The 17373-nt window shown below is 71.0% G+C and carries 14 protein-coding genes; 8 read left to right on the top strand and 6 right to left on the bottom strand.

Features of this window, described 5'->3' with window-relative positions:
• Positions 1-37 precede the first annotated feature (37 nt).
• From ABFX55_RS35365 to ABFX55_RS35350, 4 genes are read left to right on the top strand one after another with little or no spacing between them, the layout of a single operon-like run.
• Positions 38-1300, top strand: coding sequence for a nucleotide sugar dehydrogenase (locus ABFX55_RS35365; protein WP_346127142.1), 1263 nt, complete (start codon positions 38-40; stop codon positions 1298-1300).
• Positions 1301-1319: 19 nt separating this feature from the next.
• A complete protein-coding gene (locus tag ABFX55_RS35360) occupies positions 1320-2408 on the top strand; it encodes a glycosyltransferase (RefSeq protein ID WP_183652582.1) in 1089 nt (362 codons plus the stop codon).
• Between the two features lie 43 nt (positions 2409-2451).
• Positions 2452-4215 carry a DUF4434 domain-containing protein gene (locus tag ABFX55_RS35355; protein ID WP_346127140.1) on the top strand — a complete coding sequence of 588 codons (1764 nt, stop codon included), beginning with the start codon at positions 2452-2454 and terminating at the stop codon, positions 4213-4215.
• A 10-nt stretch (positions 4216-4225) separates the two neighbouring features.
• Complete coding sequence (locus ABFX55_RS35350; RefSeq protein WP_346127139.1) at positions 4226-4891, top strand: NUDIX hydrolase; 666 nt, start codon at positions 4226-4228, stop codon at positions 4889-4891.
• Here ABFX55_RS35350 and ABFX55_RS35345 read toward each other — a convergent pair.
• The 4 genes from ABFX55_RS35345 to ABFX55_RS35330 are packed head-to-tail and all read right to left on the bottom strand — an operon-like array spanning position 4858 to position 8511.
• Entirely contained in the window at positions 4858-5673 is an 816-nt protein-coding gene (locus ABFX55_RS35345) for an ABC transporter ATP-binding protein (protein WP_346127137.1), read from the bottom strand. The two genes, ABFX55_RS35350 and ABFX55_RS35345, sit on opposite strands and share 34 nt — an antisense overlap.
• The gene (locus ABFX55_RS35340) at positions 5670-6617 is read right to left on the bottom strand and encodes a FecCD family ABC transporter permease (protein WP_346127135.1); all 948 of its coding nucleotides are present in this window, start codon (positions 6615-6617) and stop codon (positions 5670-5672) included. The genes ABFX55_RS35345 and ABFX55_RS35340 overlap by 4 nt, the downstream gene beginning before the upstream one ends.
• Complete coding sequence (locus ABFX55_RS35335; RefSeq protein ID WP_346127134.1) at positions 6614-7555, bottom strand: FecCD family ABC transporter permease; 942 nt, start codon at positions 7553-7555, stop codon at positions 6614-6616. The genes ABFX55_RS35340 and ABFX55_RS35335 overlap by 4 nt, the downstream gene beginning before the upstream one ends.
• Positions 7552-8511, bottom strand: coding sequence for an ABC transporter substrate-binding protein (locus tag ABFX55_RS35330; RefSeq protein ID WP_346127133.1), 960 nt, complete (start codon positions 8509-8511; stop codon positions 7552-7554). Before ABFX55_RS35330 ends, ABFX55_RS35335 begins: the two co-directional genes overlap by 4 nt.
• 59 nt (positions 8512-8570) lie before the next feature.
• On the opposite strand from ABFX55_RS35330, the gene ABFX55_RS35325 reads away from it, so the two are divergent.
• The 4 genes from ABFX55_RS35325 to hisC all read left to right on the top strand — a co-directional run bounded on the left by ABFX55_RS35325 (position 8571) and on the right by hisC (position 14248).
• Entirely contained in the window at positions 8571-10175 is a 1605-nt protein-coding gene (locus tag ABFX55_RS35325; protein WP_346127131.1) for an ABC transporter ATP-binding protein/permease, read from the top strand.
• Positions 10172-11770, top strand: coding sequence for an ABC transporter ATP-binding protein (locus ABFX55_RS35320; RefSeq protein ID WP_346127129.1), 1599 nt, complete (start codon positions 10172-10174; stop codon positions 11768-11770). Before ABFX55_RS35325 ends, ABFX55_RS35320 begins: the two co-directional genes overlap by 4 nt.
• A 74-nt stretch (positions 11771-11844) precedes the next feature.
• Positions 11845-13089, top strand: coding sequence for a DUF1266 domain-containing protein (locus tag ABFX55_RS35315; RefSeq protein ID WP_346127127.1), 1245 nt, complete (start codon positions 11845-11847; stop codon positions 13087-13089).
• A 100-nt stretch (positions 13090-13189) separates the two neighbouring features.
• A complete protein-coding gene (hisC, locus tag ABFX55_RS35310; RefSeq protein ID WP_346127126.1) occupies positions 13190-14248 on the top strand; it encodes a histidinol-phosphate transaminase in 1059 nt (352 codons plus the stop codon).
• A gap of 12 nt (positions 14249-14260) precedes the next feature.
• Here the strand turns inward: hisC and ABFX55_RS35305 are convergent, their stop codons facing one another.
• Complete coding sequence (locus tag ABFX55_RS35305; RefSeq protein ID WP_346127124.1) at positions 14261-15823, bottom strand: hypothetical protein; 1563 nt, start codon at positions 15821-15823, stop codon at positions 14261-14263.
• Complete coding sequence (locus tag ABFX55_RS35300; protein WP_346127122.1) at positions 15823-17364, bottom strand: hypothetical protein; 1542 nt, start codon at positions 17362-17364, stop codon at positions 15823-15825. The genes ABFX55_RS35305 and ABFX55_RS35300 overlap by 1 nt, the downstream gene beginning before the upstream one ends.
• Between the last annotated feature and the right edge of the window lie 9 nt (positions 17365-17373).

Below are 17373 nucleotides of genomic sequence, written 5' to 3'. Positions count from 1 at the left end.
TAACCTTTGCGACCATGAAGTGTTCTAAGGCGATGTCGTGACGGATTTCGACCTGGCGGTAATCGGCCTGGGTTACGTCGGCATGCCGCTGGCCAAGGAGGCCGTGGCGGCTGGTCTGCGGGTCGTCGGCGTCGACGTCGACCCCCGCAAGGTCGACGCGCTCAACGCCGGTCAGTCCTACATCGACGACCTGACCGACGCCGACCTCGAGCACATGCTGGCCAACGGCTTCAGCGCGACGCTCGAGGAGTCGGTGCTGGCCACCTGCGACACGATCGTCATCTGCGTGCCGACCCCGCTGGACGAGGACCACCGTCCCGACCTGTCCGCGGTCGAGGGCGCCACCAAGGCCGTCGCGCGCAACCTGACGAAGGGCACGCTCGTCGTCCTGGAGTCGACCACGTACCCGGGCACCACCGACGAGGTGGCCAGGCCGCTGCTGGAGGGCTCGGGTCTCACGGCCGGGGTCGACTTCCAGCTCGCCTTCTCGCCCGAGCGCATCGACCCAGGTAACCCCAAGTACGGCCTGCGCAACACCCCCAAGGTCGTCGGCGGCTTCACCACCGCCTGCCGCGACAGGGCCACCGCTTTCTACGGCCAGTTCATCGAGCAGGTCGTGCCCGTCAGCGGCACCCGCGAGGCCGAGATGGCCAAGCTGCTCGAGAACACCTACCGGCACGTCAACATCGCCCTCGTCAACGAGATGGCGATCTTCTGCGACGAGCTCGGCGTGGACCTCTGGGAGGCCATCGAGGCCGCGGCGACCAAGCCGTTCGGCTTCCAGAAGTTCCTTCCCGGCCCTGGCGTCGGCGGGCACTGCATCCCCGTCGACCCCGGCTACCTGTCCTACACCGTTCGCAAGCTCGGCTACCCGTTCAGGTTCGTCGAGCTGGCGCAGGAGATCAACGAGCGGATGCCGTCGTACGTGGTCAACCGCGTGCAGCGCCTGCTCAACCGGCACAGGAAGGCTGTGAACGGCTCCAAGGTGGTGCTGCTCGGCGTCACCTACAAGCCCGACATCGCCGACGAGCGCGAGACCCCCGCCCTGCCCGTGGCCCGTGCGCTGCTGGAGCTGGGCGCGGAGCTCTCGTTCGTGGACCCGCACGTCAAGGAGTGGTCGGTGGACGGCACCTTGGTGCCGCGTGAGGAGGATCTCGCCGAGGCCGTGTCGAACGCGGACGTGACGCTGCTGCTGCAGCAGCACGCGGCGTTCGACCTCGACCTGGTCGAGGACAGGGCCAGGCTCGTGCTGGACACCCGAGGCGTGCTCGCCGAGGGTGAACGCGTCGAGCGGCTGTAGCGACAGGGGGCTGCGCGCAGTGCACGTGCTCGTCATGACGGTGGTGCATAACCCCGAGGACGCCCGGATCCTGCACCGGCAGATCCGCGCCCTCGTGGATGCCGGTCATGAGGTCACGTACGCGGCGTCCTTCTCCGCCCACGGCGTGGTCGCAAGGCCGTGGGTCAACGGCGTCGACCTGCCGAGGGCGGCGCAGCGCAAGAGGATGAGGGCCGTATGGGCGGCCCGCAAGGTCTTCAAGCGCATGCGCGACAAGGTCGACCTGGTGCTCATCCACGACCCCGAGTTGCTGTTCGCGATCTGGGGCGTGCGCCGCAGGCCGCCCGTGGTCTGGGACGTGCACGAGGACACCCCTGCGACGCTCTCGCTCAAGCCGTGGCTGCCGTCGCTGCTGCGTCCGCCCGTGCGCTTCCTGGCCCGCATGCTGGAGGGCACGGCCGAGCGCCACCTGCACCTGCTGCTGGCCGAGACCGCCTACGCGGGCAGGTTCAAGCACGCCCACCTCATCGTGCCGAACGAGACATGGGTGCCCGACTCGGTCACGCCGCCTGGCGACGACAGGGTGGTCTACCTCGGCTGGCTCTCTCGGGCGCGCGGCGTCCAGGAGGCGATCGAGGTCGGCAGGCTGCTGCAGCCGTACAGGGTGGCGGTGGAGCTGATCGGCTACGCCGACCCGCAGTCGCGGCCCGCGCTCAACCAGGCGGTGGCCGAGGGCGTGCTCGAGTGGCGCGACTTCATGCCGAACGACGAGGCGCTGAAGCGGCTCGACGGCGCGCTGGCGGGGCTGTCGCTGCTGCACGACGAGCCCAACTACCGGCACTCCATGCCCACGAAGATCGTGGAGTACATGGCGCACGGCATTCCGGTGATCACCACTCCCTCGCCTCGCGCGGTCGAGCTGGTCGAGCGGTACGAGAGCGGCATCGTCGTGGCCTGGGAGGACCCCAAGGCCGTGGCGCAGGCCGTCCTGTCGCTGCGCGACGAGCAGAGGGAGCGGCACGCGATGGGCGCCCGCGGCTACGCGGCGGCCCGCGCCAACCACCACTGGCCGAACTCGGCCCGGAGGTTCGTCTCGCAGTTGGAGTCCTGGGCGGGCGTCAAGAAGTAGTGGTTTATCCGCGGCAGATCACTAGGGCGGTAGGTTCCTGAACGTGCGCTGGCTCACCGTGCTCCTGGGGGCGGCGATCCTGGCCGCCATCGCGGCCGTGGTCGTGGTCCTCCCCGACAACAGGCCGACCGCGGTCGACACGCCGTCCACGCCGTCGGCTTCGCAGACAAAGAGCCTGCCCCAGCCGACGACCAAGGAGTACACCGACGACTGCGGCACCTTCGAGCTGCAGGGCGTCAAGAAGTACGCGATCACCGGCTACTGGATCACGCCGTCGAGCAACCCGTGCACGTGGCGTCACCAGCTGGAGGAGATCCACCAGGCCGGCGGCGACACCGTCATCAGGATCGGCTACGGCCTGCAGTACCGCACGGTCACCGACGGCCGGATCCTCAAGGACGGCGAGGTCGACCCTCGCTACACCGACTGCGAGAACTGCTGGAACCAGGCCGAGCAGGACCTGAAGGCGGCCAACCCCGGCAACAGGATCGGCCGCACCTACGTCTACAGGACCGACGAGCACTTCGGCCCCGGCCTCTTCCGCTGTCCTGGGATGGAACGCACCATCGAAGCCGGCAAGCGCGTCTACTACCGGCTGATCACCGCGCCCGACGGCTCCGACGACTCCACCTGTGACTTCTCCAGCAAGGCCGGCACCTACGACCTGATCCTCATCGCCGCGGCCGCCGAGGACAGCCTCAAGAAGCTGCTGGAGCTGGGCGACACGTTCGGCGTGCAGGTCTTCCCCTCGCTGCCGGTGGCCCCTCGAGACCCGAAGGCGAGTACGAGGGCCAACCCCGAGCACCTCGGCACGCTGACCACGCTGACCCGCAGGCTCATGCAGGACTACGGCGCGCGCTTCAAGGACAGGGCCTCGCTCGGTGGCTTCTACCAGCCGTTCGAGCTGCAGCTGGGTGCCACTCTGGTCAACAACCCGACCCTGCAGATCTACGCCGAGCAGCACGACATCGTGGAGCAGGAACTGCCGGGCAAGCCCATCCTGGTCAGCCCCTACATGGACGCCCGCAAGCGGGTGCCCTTCGGCCAGACGCCCAAGCAGGTGGCCGAGGGCTTCAGGGCGCTGGCGAAATCCGGGGTCGGCATCATCGCGCCCCAGGACAGCAGGGGCACAGGCAAGGTCGGCCTGTTCTGGCCCGACCAGCGCGACGACGAGGTGGACAAGCGGCTGCAGCCGCTCGTCGGCGTGACCACGTACGGCACGGCCTACCATGGCTCGACCCGCGACTACTACAGGGAGATGAGCGTCGTCCGCGACCAGCTCGTGGACGAGGGCTACGAGGTCGAGCTCTGGGCCAACGTCGAGTCCTTCGAGCCCTCGGCCACCCAGCCGTGCCAGCCGCAGGGCACCAGGGGCAAGACGGACAAACCGCGCCTGGACGCCGCGATCGCCATGACCGGGCGCTACGTCCAGAAGGTCGTCAGTTACATGTGGAGCGACTTCTTCACCTGCGGCGAGCCCGCGCTGAAGGACGAGGTCGCGGGTGACGTCGACCGGCCGATCGCGGTGGACGCGATCAGGACCAGCTCGGCCGGCCAGGACGGCATCGAGGTTCGCGGTTACCACCTCGACAGCGGCACGATCACGCTGAACTGGCCCGGCGGCTCGTCGGAACTGCCGATCACGGTCTCCGACGTCCCCAACGAGGCGATGGCCGAGGGCATCGTGACGGCGTGGGTGCCCTTCGACTGGTCGCAGGTGCCGTACGGGGTCTGGGTGAAGGTGGGGGTGCGCTCACCGGCGGGCAAGGAGGCGACGGAGCCGCTGCACGTTCGCGTCAGCGTGTAACGTGCCTGGCATGGTCCCCAGCATCCCGGTCAGCGTGGACCTCGTCGTGCTCACTGTCCGTTGCCAGGCGCTCTCTGCCCTGGTGTGGCGGCGCGACAATCCCCCGTTCCTTCGCAGGTGGTCGCTGTCGGGCGGCTTCATCCAGCTCGACGAGGACCTGCCCGACGCCGCCCGCCGCATCCTCGCCGAACGGGCGGGCCTGCCGGGCGCGCCCGTCCACCTGGAGCAGCTGCAGACCTACGGCTACCCCGACCGCGATCCCCGCCAGAGGGTCCTGTCGGTCGCCTACCTCGGCCTCGCGCCCGACCTGCCCGCCTCGGAGAAGGCGCACATGGCGTGGGTGCCGGTCGCCGAGCTGACGGTGATGGCCTTCGACCATCGGCGCATCATGATGGACGGGGTGGAGCGGGCGCGGGCCAAGCTGGAGTACACCCCGCTGGGGGCTGCCTTCTGCCCGCCCGAGTTCACGGTCGCCGACCTGCGCCGCGTCTACGAGATCGTCTGGGGCCGCGCCCTCGACCCGCGTAACTTCCACCGCAAGGTCACCAAGGCCGAGGGTTTTCTCGTCGAGACCGGCAGGACCACCACCCGCGACGGCGGCCGCCCGGCCAAGCTCTACCGCAGGGGCCCCGCCGAGCTCCTTCATCCCCCCATGCTGAGGTCGCTCAAGGAGTGATCGCTGAGGGCGTGGTCGGGCAGGCAGCGCGGGGTGCCGTGCAGTTCGTCGACGACCACCCTGCCCGCGACGCCGAAGACCTCGGCCAGCAGCGCGGGCGTCATCACCTCGCGCGGGTCGCCGTCGGCCCACACGACGCCCTCGCGCAGCGCGACGACGCGTTCGGCGAAGCGGGCGGCGTGGTCGAGTTCGTGCAGCACGCTCACCACGGTGAGGTCGCGGGCCTGCCTCAGCTCTCTCACCAGCGTGAGCACCTCCAGCTGGTGGCGCACGTCCAGGTGCGCGGCAGGCTCGTCGAGCAGCAGCACGCGGGTGTTCTGGGCGACGGCCAGCGCCAGCCTCACCCGCTGGCGCTCCCCGCCCGACAGCGTGTCGAGCACGCGGTCGGCCAGGTGCGCGACGCCGGTCAGGGCGAGCGCCTCGTCGGTCTCGCCGGTGGAGGCCTCCCAGAGCATGCCGAGCGGGCCGCGGTGCGCGTAGCCGCCCTGGCGGACCAGCTGCCGGACGGTCAGGCCAGGCACGGGCGGCAGGGTCTGGTGCAGGACCGCCATCCTGCGGGCGACCTGGCGGCGCGACAGCGACCTGAGCGGGTCGCCGTCGAGCGTGATGGAGCCCGACGAGGGGGTGAGCAGCCCGGCCACCAGCCTGAGCAGGGTGCTCTTGCCGCAGCCGTTCATGCCGACGAGCGCGACGAACTCGCCCTGTTCCACGGTCAGTGAGACGCCGTTCAGGACGGGCTGCGAGCCGTACGAGAAGTGGAGTGAGTCGATGGCGATGCTCATGCGGGCTCCTTGCGCGCGATGTAGACGAGGACGGCGGCGCCGGCCAGCGCGGTGACCACGCCCGTCGGCAGGCCGAGGCGCTGGGTGCCGGCCAGCGCCCGCCCCGCGAACTGGGCGAGCGCGTCGGCGCCCGCCAGCGTGAGGCCGCCGAGCAGGGCGGCGGTGAGGACCCCGCCGCGCAGCCGCCGTACGGCATGCGGCACCACGAGCCCGACGAACGCGATCGCCCCCGCCAGCGAGGCCGCCCCAGCGGTCAGCGCGATGGCCACGGTCAGGGTGACGGCCCGTCCTGCGACGGGTGGCAGGCCGAGCGAGGAAGCGTGGTCGTCGCCGGGTGACAGCACGGCGAGCACCGCCGAGCAGAGCCAGGCCAGTGCGATCCAGCCGGCGATCCACCACCACGCGACCGAGAGGTGCTCCCACACGCGGCCCTCGACCGAGCCGATCAGCCAGCGCAGCGCGTTGCCGAACCTGCCGGGCTGGTAGGCCAGCAGCATGGTGGTGAAGCCGGCCAGCAGCGCCGAGCCGAGCAGGCCGTACACGACGAGGTTGGCGGTGTCGCGCATCGAGGCGAAGGCGGCTCCGCCTAGCGCGCCGCCGATCACGGCGGCCACGAGCGCGCCCACGGCCGAGTCGGCGGGCACCACCCCGAGGGTCAGCGCGGTGAGCACGCCGAGCACCGCGCCGGGGTTGACGCCGGTGAACTCGGGCGCGGCCATGGGGTTGCGGAGCACGGCCTGCAGGACGTATCCGGCGACGCCGAGCGCCGCCCCCGCCAGCAGGGCGGTCAGCAGGCGCGGCACTCCGAGCTCCCACAGGATGCGCTGGTTGAGCGCCCCGGTGAGCGGGCGTCCTGGAGCCAGCACGTGGGCCGCCGCGACGACGGGCAGCAGCGCGATCCAGGCCGCGCCCCGCACGGCGCCCCACCGGTGGGTCACCTTCACGCGCGCCACCTCCACGCCACCAGCAGCACGCCCGCCACCGCCGTCCACGCGCCCAGCGGCGTCTCCACCGGCGCGAACGCCAGGCGGGCCGCCAGGTCGGCGGCCAGCGTCACGACCGCGCCGAGCGCCGCCGCCCACGGCAGCCAGCCGCGCGCGTCGGAGCGCGGACGCAGCCGCCTGGCCAGCAGCGGCGCCACGAACCCGACCCAGGCCAGCGGCCCGCAGGGGCCGGTGACGCTGCCGATCAGCAGCGCGGCCACCGCCAGCACGCCGAGCCTGGCCAGGTTCGCCCTCGCGCCGAGCGCGGCTGCGGCCTCGTCGCCGAGGCGCAGCAGTCCGAGGGCGGGCAGGCACAGCAGCACGAGGGGGACGGCCGCGGCGAACCACGGCAGGATCCGTCCCGCCTGCTCCCACATCACGCCCGTGAGGCTGCCGACGAGGTAGCGGAAGAGCATGTCGTACTGCAGGCGGTCGGCCGTCGACATCACCGCGAGCAGCAGCGCCTGGATGGCGGTCGACACCGCCGCGCCGATGAGCAGCACCGCGCCCGCACTCCTGCCGGTCCTCGCCACCGCGAGTGTGACAACCCCGCCGAGCGCCGCTCCGGCCAGCCCGACCACCGGGTACAGCGTGAACGGCACGGGCAGCGCCCACACCACGCAGACGCCCACCGCGAGAGAGGCGCCCGTCGAGACCCCGATCATCTCCGGTACGGCCAGCGGGTTGCGCAGCGACTCCTGCAGCAGCAGCCCCGCGACCCCGATGGCCGCGCCGCCCAGCAGGGCGACCAGCGTCCTCGGCACCCGTAGCTCCCACAGCACGACCTGTTCCAGCTCGCTGAGCCCCCGCAGGGGCGAGACGAGCGTGGTGCCGAGACAGAGCCCGGCGGCCACGAGCGCCACGAGCGCGAAGGGGACCGCCAACCGGGCCTGCGTCACCCCGCCGCCTTGGCCAGCGCCTCTTCGAGGATGAGGCCGAACGCCCTCGTGCCCCTGCCCGAGGCCCACAGCTCGGGCTGGACCTCGAAGACCTTGCCCGAGGCCACGGCGGGCACCTGCTTCCACACCGGGTTGTTCCTGTAGGTGTCGGTCACCGTCCTGGCGTCGGGGCCGAAGGTGAACGACTGGATGAAGATGATCTGCGGCGCCTTGGCCAGGATCTCCTCGATGCTGTAGGCCTGCGCGGTCTCGAACCCGCCGCCCTTGCTGGGCCACGGGTAGGCGAAGAAGCCGGACAGGAAGTCGCCGAGCACGTCGTCGGTGGTGTTGACGCCGATGGAGGTCCCGCCGTACATCGCCAGGGCGGGCTTGTCCTTCAGCCCCGCGGCCTCGGCGCGGGCGCGGCCCTGTTCGAGCTTGGCCCTGAAGCGCTGTTCGGCGGCGGCCTGCTCGACGCCCCTGCCGGTGAGCGTGGCCATGGCGCGCAGGTAGCCGATGGACTCCTCGTAGCTCTTGACCTCCACCAGCCACAGCGGGGCGAACTTCTCCACCGCGGCCCTGAGCTGGTCGTGGACGCCTGCCAGGCCGATCACCAGATCGGGGCGCGCCTCGGCGACCCTGGCGACGTCCTCGCCGCCGAAGCCGCCGGGGATCACGGGCACATTGGCTCCTTCCGCGCCCAGGTAGTCGGGCCGCGACAGCAGTTTGGGCGTGGTCGTGGCAGTGGGGGTGAGGCCGAGCTCCACCAGCATGTCGTCGCAGAGGCCCGTGATGCAGACGACGCGCTCGGGCTTCCGCTCGAGCTTCACCGTCCTGCCGTGCGGGTCGGTGATCGACAGGGCGGGGCTGACGGGGTCTGCCGACGCGGCGGGGGCCGCCTGCGGCGCGGGCGGCGGCTGCTGTCCACAGCCTGCCGCGACAGCCAGCGCGACGAGGAAGAGCGCACAGCGGCGCATTGCACCTCCACTGAAAATGGTTACCATTTGCGATGACTTTACCGGAGGAGTCGTTTGAGATGATTCATCGCCGTCTGTTCCATCTGGCGGGCAGCGTGAAGGGCCCGATCGCCGCATGCGTGGCGCTGGGGCTCCTGGTGTCGGGGGCCTACGTGGCGCAGGCGTTGCTCCTGGCCGCCGCCCTTGCCGCGCTGGTCGCGGGCGAACCCGTGCTCCCCTTGCTGGCGTGGGCCTTCGCGGTCATCGCGGCGCGCGGCGCGTTGCTGTGGACCAGGGAGCTGGTCACCGTACGGGCGGGGGCGCTCGTCAGGGCGAGGCTGAGGGACCGGTTGGTCGGACGGCTGGCCGAGCTGGGCCCCGCGCATCTGGCGGGCACGCGTACGGGACAGGTGCAGACGACGCTGGTCGACGGCGTCGAGGGGCTCGACCCCTACTTCAGCCGCTACCTGCCCCAGGTCGCGGTGACCTTCTGCGTGCCGGTCGCGCTGGTCGGCTGGCTGTTCACGGTCGAGCCGAGGGCCGCCGTCGTGCTGGGAGCGGCGGTGGCGGGCGTGCTGACCATCCCCAGGCTGTGGGACGCGACGCTGCTGCGCAGGGGACGCGCCCGATGGGCCGCCTTCTCCGAGCTGGCCGCCGACTACCTGGAGGCGATGCAGGGGATGGCGACGCTGCGCGCGTTCGGCGCCGTCCACAGGCTGGGGACGAGGCTCGCGGACCGCGCCCACTCCCTCTACCTGACCACCATGCGCCAGCTGCGGATCTCCCTGGTCGAGACGGGCGTCAGCGCCTTCCTCGTCCAGGCGGGCACCGTCGGGGCGATTCTCGTCGGAGGGGAGAGCCTGTTCCTGATCCTGCTCGTCTCCGTCGAGTGCTTCAGGCCGGTCAGGCAGCTGTCGGAGGCCTGGCACGCGGGCTATCTCGGCATCACGGCCGTGGACGGCATCGAGCGCCTGCTGCGGGCGCGGCCCGCCGTGCCCGACGAAGGCGACAGGGCGTTCCCCTCCTCACCCGAGATCAGGTTCGAGGGGGTCGGGTTCACCTATCCGGGCGCGCCGCGGCCGGCGGTGAGCGAGGTGTCGTTCACCGTGAAGGAGGGGCAGACACTCGCGCTGGTCGGCCCGTCGGGAGCGGGCAAGTCCACGCTCGCCGCGCTCCTCCAGCGCCACCACGATCCCTCGGAGGGACGGATCACGATCGGCGGCGTCGACCTGCGCGACCTGTCCCTCGACGCGCTCAGGTGCGGCATCGCGGTCGTCGCGCAGGACACCTACCTCTTCCACGGCACCATCGCCGACAACCTCCGCCTCGCCAGGCCGCGGGCCACGGACGAAGACCTGGTCGACGCCGCCCGCAGAGCGGGAGCGCACGACTTCGTCAGCGCCCTGCCCGACGGGTACGGCACGCGGCTCGGCGAGCGCGGCGCCACACTCTCCGGCGGCCAGCGCCAGCGCCTGGCCATCGCCCGCGCCCTGCTGACCGACGCGCCCATCCTCGTCCTCGACGAGGCCACCTCCCACGTCGACCTCCACACCGAGCAGGCCATGAACCTCGTAAGGCAGGGCCGCACCTGCCTCGTCATCGCCCACCGCCTGGCCACGGTGCGCGACGCCGACCAGACCATCACGATCGACGAAGGCGCCATCACCGAAGGCAGGGCCGCGTGACCCCCTCGATCCGCTGGCTGGCGGGGGCCGTGGGCGGCCACCGCACGGCCTTCCTGTCCACCCTCGCCGCCAACCTGACCAGCCAGCTCGCCCTCTGGGGCATCGCCCTCACCTGCGCGTGGCTGGTAGGCCACGGTTCACTGACGTCCGGCGTGCCGGCGGCGCTGGTCCTGCTCGCCACCGCGGCCGCCTGGTGGGAGAGCTACGTGGCACACGACCTGGCCTACCTCGTGCTGGCGCGGCTGCGCGGGCAGGCGTACGAGGCGATCGCCCGCATCGCCCCCGCCAGGCTGCTCGGCCGCCGCAGCGGCGACCTGTCCGCGGTCGTGCTGTCGGACATCGAGACGCTCGAATGGCTCTTCGCCCACACCCTCGCCCAGCTCATCACCTCCCTCGTGGTGCTGACGGCGGGCACCGTCGCGGCCTTCCTGATCAACCCGTGGCTGCCGCTCGTCTCGCTGCCGCTGGCCTGCCTCGTCCTGACAGTCCCGCTGTGGCTGCGGCGCTTCTCCTCTCGGCACGGCTCGGCCATGCGTGCCGCCACCGCCGACCTGCACGCCGACGTGGTGGACACCGTCCAGGGGCTGCGCGAGATCCTCGCCTTCGGCGCCGTGGACCGCCGCCGCGCGCTCCTGGCGGACAAGACCAGGCGGCTGGCCCGCGCGCAGACGGCCAACGCCGCGCGCGGCGGGCTCGAAGCGGCTTTCACCGACGTGCTGCTCTCCGCGGCGGCCGCCGCCTCCCTGGCCGTCGTCGCCCTCACCGTGAGCTCGCCCGCCGACGCCCCCCTCGCCATGGTCCTCGCGGCGGGCTCGCTCGCACCCGCCGCGCAGGTGGCGCTGCTGCTCAAGGAGTACGGCTCGCTGCGCGCCTCAGCCGACAGGGTCCACACCCTGGTCACCGCCCCCGCGAACGTCACGCCCTCACGGGAGGTCCGGGCCGAGCCTGGCGACGTGGTCTTCGAGGACGTCCGCTTCCGCTACACGCCCGAAGGCCCCGAGGTGCTGAAGGGTGTCTCCTTCACCATTCCTCAAGGCAGGACCGTGGCGCTGGTCGGCCCCTCGGGCGCGGGCAAGTCCACCTGCGTCTCCCTGCTCCTGCGCTACTGGGACCCGGACGCGGGGCGCATCACGATCGGCGGCGTCCCACTGGCCCAGGCGTCCTCGCTGGTGACGGTCGTGCCGCAGGACGTGCACCTGTTCGCGGGCACCGTGGCCGACAACGTCAGGCTCGGCGCGCCCTCGGCCGACGTCGAGGGGCCGCTGGCCACCGCGCAGCTGCCCATCGACCCCCGCACCGTCGTCGGCGAGCGGGGCGTCGCCCTCTCGGGCGGGCAGCGTGCCAGGGTCGCCATCGCCCGCGCGCTGGCCACAGGGGCGCCCGTGCTCGTCCTGGACGAGGCCGTGGCCAACCTCGACACCTCGACAGAGGAACGCCTCGCCTCCGCGCTGGAGGTCGCGGCGGCCGGCCGTACGACCTTGGTCATCGCACACAGGCCGGCCACGATCAGGCGCGCGGACCACGTCGTGGTCCTCGACGACGGCAGGGTGGTGGCCCAGGGCACGTTCGCGGAGGTGTCTCACTGGCTCGAGTGAACGTGGATCGGGCCGACGAGACCGTCCACGGCCGCTCAGGAGAGGGATGTGCGGCAGTTGTAAGGTATGGGCGCATGGGAAGGGCGGAGCAGGGCGGGCCTGAAGAGAGGGACGCGGCGCCACCCATTCCTTCGTGGCAGGCGCCCGGCGACACCGAACGCGGCCTGTACGAGGCCAAGACGCGTGGCGACTGGGCCTCGTATTTCGACGTCCTCGCCACCGCTGACCTCTATCACCCGATCTCGCGCGCCGTGGCAGACGCCCGACCCGGCTGGGTTCGTTACACGGCCACATACTGGGGCCCTGGGCCTCGCGCCAAGTGTCTTGCGTTCTTCACCGACGGGATGCTCCCCGCGCCCGTGCCCGACCCGGTCTTCTTCGAGGTCGACCTGGACCAGCTCGACAAGGACTGGCCTCAGGAGCGCTACTGGCTGGCGATCAATCCTGGTAGCCCCTGTGAGGCGTTCTTCCCCGCGACAGCCGCCCATCGGCAGGTATGGCGCCGGCACGCCGATCGGACCCCCCACCCCCGCCGGAACCAGCTGCGCACGCTGTGGGCAGGGGGCCCGCTGCACGGCCCCGTCGCCCACGGCCTCGCCTGCGGGGCGCTTCTCTGCGTGAGCAACGCCTCGCTCTGGAACGCGATGGGCTGGCACGGCACCGGCTACGTCCGCGAGCGGAAACGCCTCAGGGAGTGGTGGGACATCACCAGCAGAGAAGAGTGGCTGAGCGCGGAGGAGGCGCTGCTCGGCGGCCGGATGAGCAGCCCGTTCTGGGGGTTCGTGCTGGGCATCCGCAGCGCCCTCGCCCGTGACTTCGGCGGCATGGTCGAGGTGGACCACTGGCGCCAGGTGACCTCGCGGGTCATACGCAGCCGCGCCGTGGCGCAGGAGATCACTCCCGAGGTCGCCCACCGCAGCGACTCCGAGACGGAGGCCCAGGTCGCAGGGGCGCAACGGCTCATCGGACGGATCACACGATACGAGGCGCGCTTCCGCGCGGACGGGCTGCTCCCCGATGGCCGCTTCGTCCACACGGTGGAGGCGTGGGACTACGGTCGCGCCTCGAAGATGGCCCGCTGGGGACTGGGGGCCCGCTTCTGCGACCTGGCGGAGGCCGAACAGGCGGTCCTGCGGGCCGGACGGGTCAGCCGGATCAACTACCGCTCATGGGAGGACTTCTCTGCCGCCTACATCCTGGGACGTTGCCTCCACTTCGACGAGGAGGAGTTCGGCGACTGGTACGGCGACATGCTCGACGCGCACAGAATCCTCATGGCCGACCCGAACAGTCCCTGGCTCAACATCCCCTTCAAATGACGTTCTACGGCAGCGGGGGATCGGCGATCGCGAAGTCGGCCAGTTCGGGCGCCGAGGAGGTCGGAAGTCTGCTGTTCGTGCCGCCGACTAGCATGGGGCCATGCCTCGTTTCCGCGCGATTCTTGACACTATGCCCCCCTACAAGGCGGGTAAGGCCGTGGTGAGCGCCGACGGCCGGTCGTACAAGCTCTCCTCCAACGAGTCGCCCTACGACCCGCTGCCGTCGGTCGTCGAGGCGATCGCCGAGGGCGCGAGGCAGATCAACCGCTATCCCGACCCCGCCGCGGTCAGGCTGACCGAGTCCATCGCGGCCAGGTTCGGGGTGCCGCCCGAGCACGTGGCGCTGGGCGCGGGCTCCGTCACCGTCGCCCAGCAGCTCTTCGAGACGATCGGCGAGCCGGGCGCCGAGGTGATCTACGCGTGGCGCTCCTTCGAGGCCTACCCGCTGCTGGCCGACCTGGCGGGCGTGACCTCGGTGCGGGTGCCGCTGGTCGAGGAGAACCACGATCTGGACGCGATGGCGGCGGCCATCACCGACCGCACCCGCCTGATCTTCGTCTGCAACCCGAACAACCCCACCGGCACCTCGATCCGCAGGGCCGAGCTCGAGGCCTTCCTCGACAGGGTGCCCTCCGACGTGCTCGTGGTGCTGGACGAGGCCTACAGGGAGTACGTCCGCGACGCCGACGTCCCCGACGGGCTCGAGCTCTACCGCGACAGGCCGAACGTCTGCGTCCTGCGCACCTTCTCCAAGGCGTACGGCCTGGCGGGGCTGCGCGTGGGCTACCTGGTCGGGCACGAGCCCGTGGCCTCGGCGGTCCGCAAGACGATCATCCCGTTCGCCGTGAACCACCTGGCCCAGCTGGCCGCCGTCGCCTCGCTGGAGGCGGAGGCCGAGCTGCTCGAGCGGGTGGACACGGTCGTGAAGGAGCGCACCAGGGTCCGCGAGGCGCTCATCGCGCAGGGCTGGACGGTGCCGCCGACCGAGGCGAACTTCGTCTGGCTCAGGCTGGGGGAGCGCACGCTCGACTTCGCCGCCGCCTGCGCGGTGGAGGGGGTGGCGGTGCGGCCGTTCGCCGGTGAGGGCGCACGGATCTCGATCGGCACCCCCGAGGCCAACGACGCCTTCCTCAAGGCGGCCGCCGACTTCCGCGCCTAGCCGTCCCGTGCCTCACGGGGAGGGTCGCTGACCCTCCCCGTGAGGTACGAGAAGACCTCGCTCCAAGCGCAGCAGGCGCGACAGGGTGATGAGGTGGGAGGCGTTGGTCCCGGTGAAGTTCGTGTACTTGGTGGACGCCAGCGTCCACACCTGCCGGTCGAACTCGGCCAACTCCAGCCACGAGTGCAGGAAGTAGTCGACCCCGTTGGCCGCCCCCGTCCCGTCGACGTACAGGCTGAAGGCCGGCGCGGTCGTCGACCCGTTCCACATCCTGCTCTTGAGCGTGTTCTTGAAGGCCGTCATGTCGGTCCCGGTGAACACCTGCCCGCGCCGGTAGAACTCCACGAAGGCCGACAGGTCCACGTTCGCGTGTGACAGGTCCTCCTTCTTGGTGGTGTACGTCCCGTAGTTCCAGACGTACGCCCCGCCCGAGTCGGTCAGGTTGGCCTTGGCCCACTGCCCGACCTTCACGGCACGCGACAGGTAGGTCGCGTCGCCGTTGACCTCGTTCAGGACCAGCAGCAGGTTGGCGAAGCCCAGCGGCATGTTGAACGGCAGGTCGTTGGCCGTCCCCGTATGGCTGAAGCTGTCGATGTTGGGCGGCTGCCTCCACGTGGTGCCGTTCCAGGTGTTGCCCAGGTAGGCGCTCTGCTCCCAGCGGGGGACGACCTCGGACTCGAGGAAGGCGCGGTAGGTCCCCGCCTTGGCCGCGTACGCCGACAGGGCGGGGGTCTTCGCGACCAGCCGGACGAACTCCGCGATCGGGATGCCGATCATGGCGTCGTGCACCATGTAGGGGAAGATCCCGCTCAGCTTCACGTCGTCGAAGTACGCCGAGCCGCTGACCGTGTACGACGCGTGCTCCAGCCAGACCGTCAGCGTGGGCCCGCCCGTGGGCAGCGTGCAGGTGGTCTGCTTGAACGTCCAGGTCGTGGACGTGTAGTCGAGCGAGCAGATCGTCGTCGAGCCGTTGCGCAGCACGACGCGGCCCGTCACCGAGCCGCTCTTCTTGCCCCAGCCGCGAAGCAGGTATCGCGACCCGCCCTCGTAGGCGCTGTTGACGTTCTGCCTGAGCTTCTTCCACCTGGTCAGGTCGGAGACGACCCGCACGGACTGGGTGCCCGTGCCGCCGCCTGGCGTGTCCGTGGTCCTGTGGATGTGGCTGCCGGTGTCCTGGAACCTGGTCCAGGACGCGGGCAGCGTGGCGTCGCCGGTCGTCGCGCTCTCGAAGCTCGGGTTGGCCAGCTCGACCGGCGAGTACTGCGCGGTGCTCCAGCCGTGGAAGCCGTCGCCGTCGAGGTCGTCGGCGTTGCCGATGACCGTGTCGGCGTGCGTGACGACCTTGTCGAGCCAGGAGGTGTCCTGCGTGACGGCGTAGGCGTCGAGGTAGCTGCGCATGATGTAGCTCTCGCCCCACGCCAGGTTCGCGCTGTTCGGGTCGGTGTAGACGGCGTGCCCGATCTGCGCCTCGAGCGCCTTGTACTTCGTCAGCCACACGCTCTCGGCCGCGGCGGGAGAGGGGGCGGGGGTGGCCGCCAGCACCAGCGCGGCCGCCGTGATCAGCTTGAGTAACATCAGGCCCCCCTGCGAGCGTGCCAGTTGAGGTAGGCGACGCAGCCCAGGTAGGAGCCGAGCTGCGGCTGCACCGCGCGGGCCTCGTAGATCGAGCGCGCGTGGGTGAACACCGCCTCGTCCCACTGGGCCACCGCCATCCATCGCGGCGCCTGCAGGTACTGCCCCGCGCTGGTGGTGCTGCCCGTGCCGTTGACGCGCTGGTAGGCGGTGGGGTGGCCGTCGGCGCCCGTGGGAGCGATCAGGTTCCTGCTGTAGGTGCGGGCGAAGCGGGCCATGTCCTCGCCCTTGTAGAACAGGTGGTTGCGGAAGGCGGCCGCGGCGAACTCCACGTCGATCGCGCCGTGGCTGAGGTCCTCGACGCCGCGGCCCGGGTTGCTCGACGGGGTGTACTCGGAGACGCCGTCGGTCTTGGCGAAGCCGTTGTGGACCTTGCCGAACGTCGGCCAGTACGTCCAGACGTAGGCGTCGTCGGTGTCCACCTGCAGCTCCCTGGCGAACGTGCGCGCCATCCGCTGCGTCCTGTCCCTGTAGAAGGGGTCGCCCGTGGCCGCGGCCAGCTCGGCGTAGGTCTGGCCGAGCGCCAGGCTCTGGTTGGTGGGCTGCTCGGTGCCGTCGTTGCCGAGCGGGGTGCCCTTGTTCCACACGAAGTAGCCGTGGCCGTCCTCGGTCTGGCGCCACTCGTCGTCGTGGACCGCCGCCGCGTCCCGCGCCGCCTTCAGGTACTCCACCGCCTTCTGCCGGTACTTCGGTACGACCAGCAGCTTCGGAGACCTGAAGACGATCTTCGCGAACGACGCCATCGGGTAGGTGATCATCCCGGTGTGCACGGTGAAGACCACGGGCTGCGAGGTGAAGGGCGTCACCCCCAGGACGGGCATCGCTCCCGCCTCGGGCGAGGGCCTCAGCTCCTTCGCCGTGACCAGCGTCGGCGTCGGATAGGCGTCGAAGATCCTGCGCACCGCGTAGTCGGCCGCCGCGGGGTCGAGCGACAGGTCGGGGAAGGTGGCCACCAGGTTGGTCCTGTGGTTCTTGACCTCCAGGGTGAAGCGGCCCTCGGAGCTGCCCGCCCGTACGGTGGCCACCGCGTTGTCGGCGTAGGTCAGCGCGGTGCGCACCTCCAGCAGCGGCGTGCCGTCCGCGCTCTTCAGCGTGACGATGCCCGCCGTGTAGGGCGCCATGGCCCGCCAGGCGGGCAGCGACAGCCCCCTGTGGTCCTTGACCCCGCGGACCGAGTCGCGGTTGGCCAGCACCAGGTCGATGTTGGCGATGAGCCTGTCGAGATAGTGGGTGTCCTTGTAGGCCTCGTACATCCTGATGAAGCCGAGCAGGACGTACGACTGGCCCCACGCGAGGCCGCCGTGCTCGTTGGTGTCGGTCGGCTGGCCGCCGTTGCCGCTCTCGTGGAAGAGCTTGTCGAACAGGTCGAAGGTCTCGCGCGAGGTGTAGTCGTACCCCGCCGAGGCGTGGGCCGTGCCTGCGAAGGAGCCGAGGGCGCCCATGGCCAGGGCGCCGAGGGTGAACTGCCTACGGGACAACTGCATGGATGTGCC

It is taken from the genome of Nonomuraea roseola, assembly GCF_039535395.1.
Taxonomy (GTDB): Bacteria; Actinomycetota; Actinomycetes; order Streptosporangiales; family Streptosporangiaceae; genus Nonomuraea; species Nonomuraea roseola.
The sequence above is the reverse complement of the archived record's forward strand: the minus strand, read 5'-3'. Positions and strand labels throughout refer to the sequence as shown.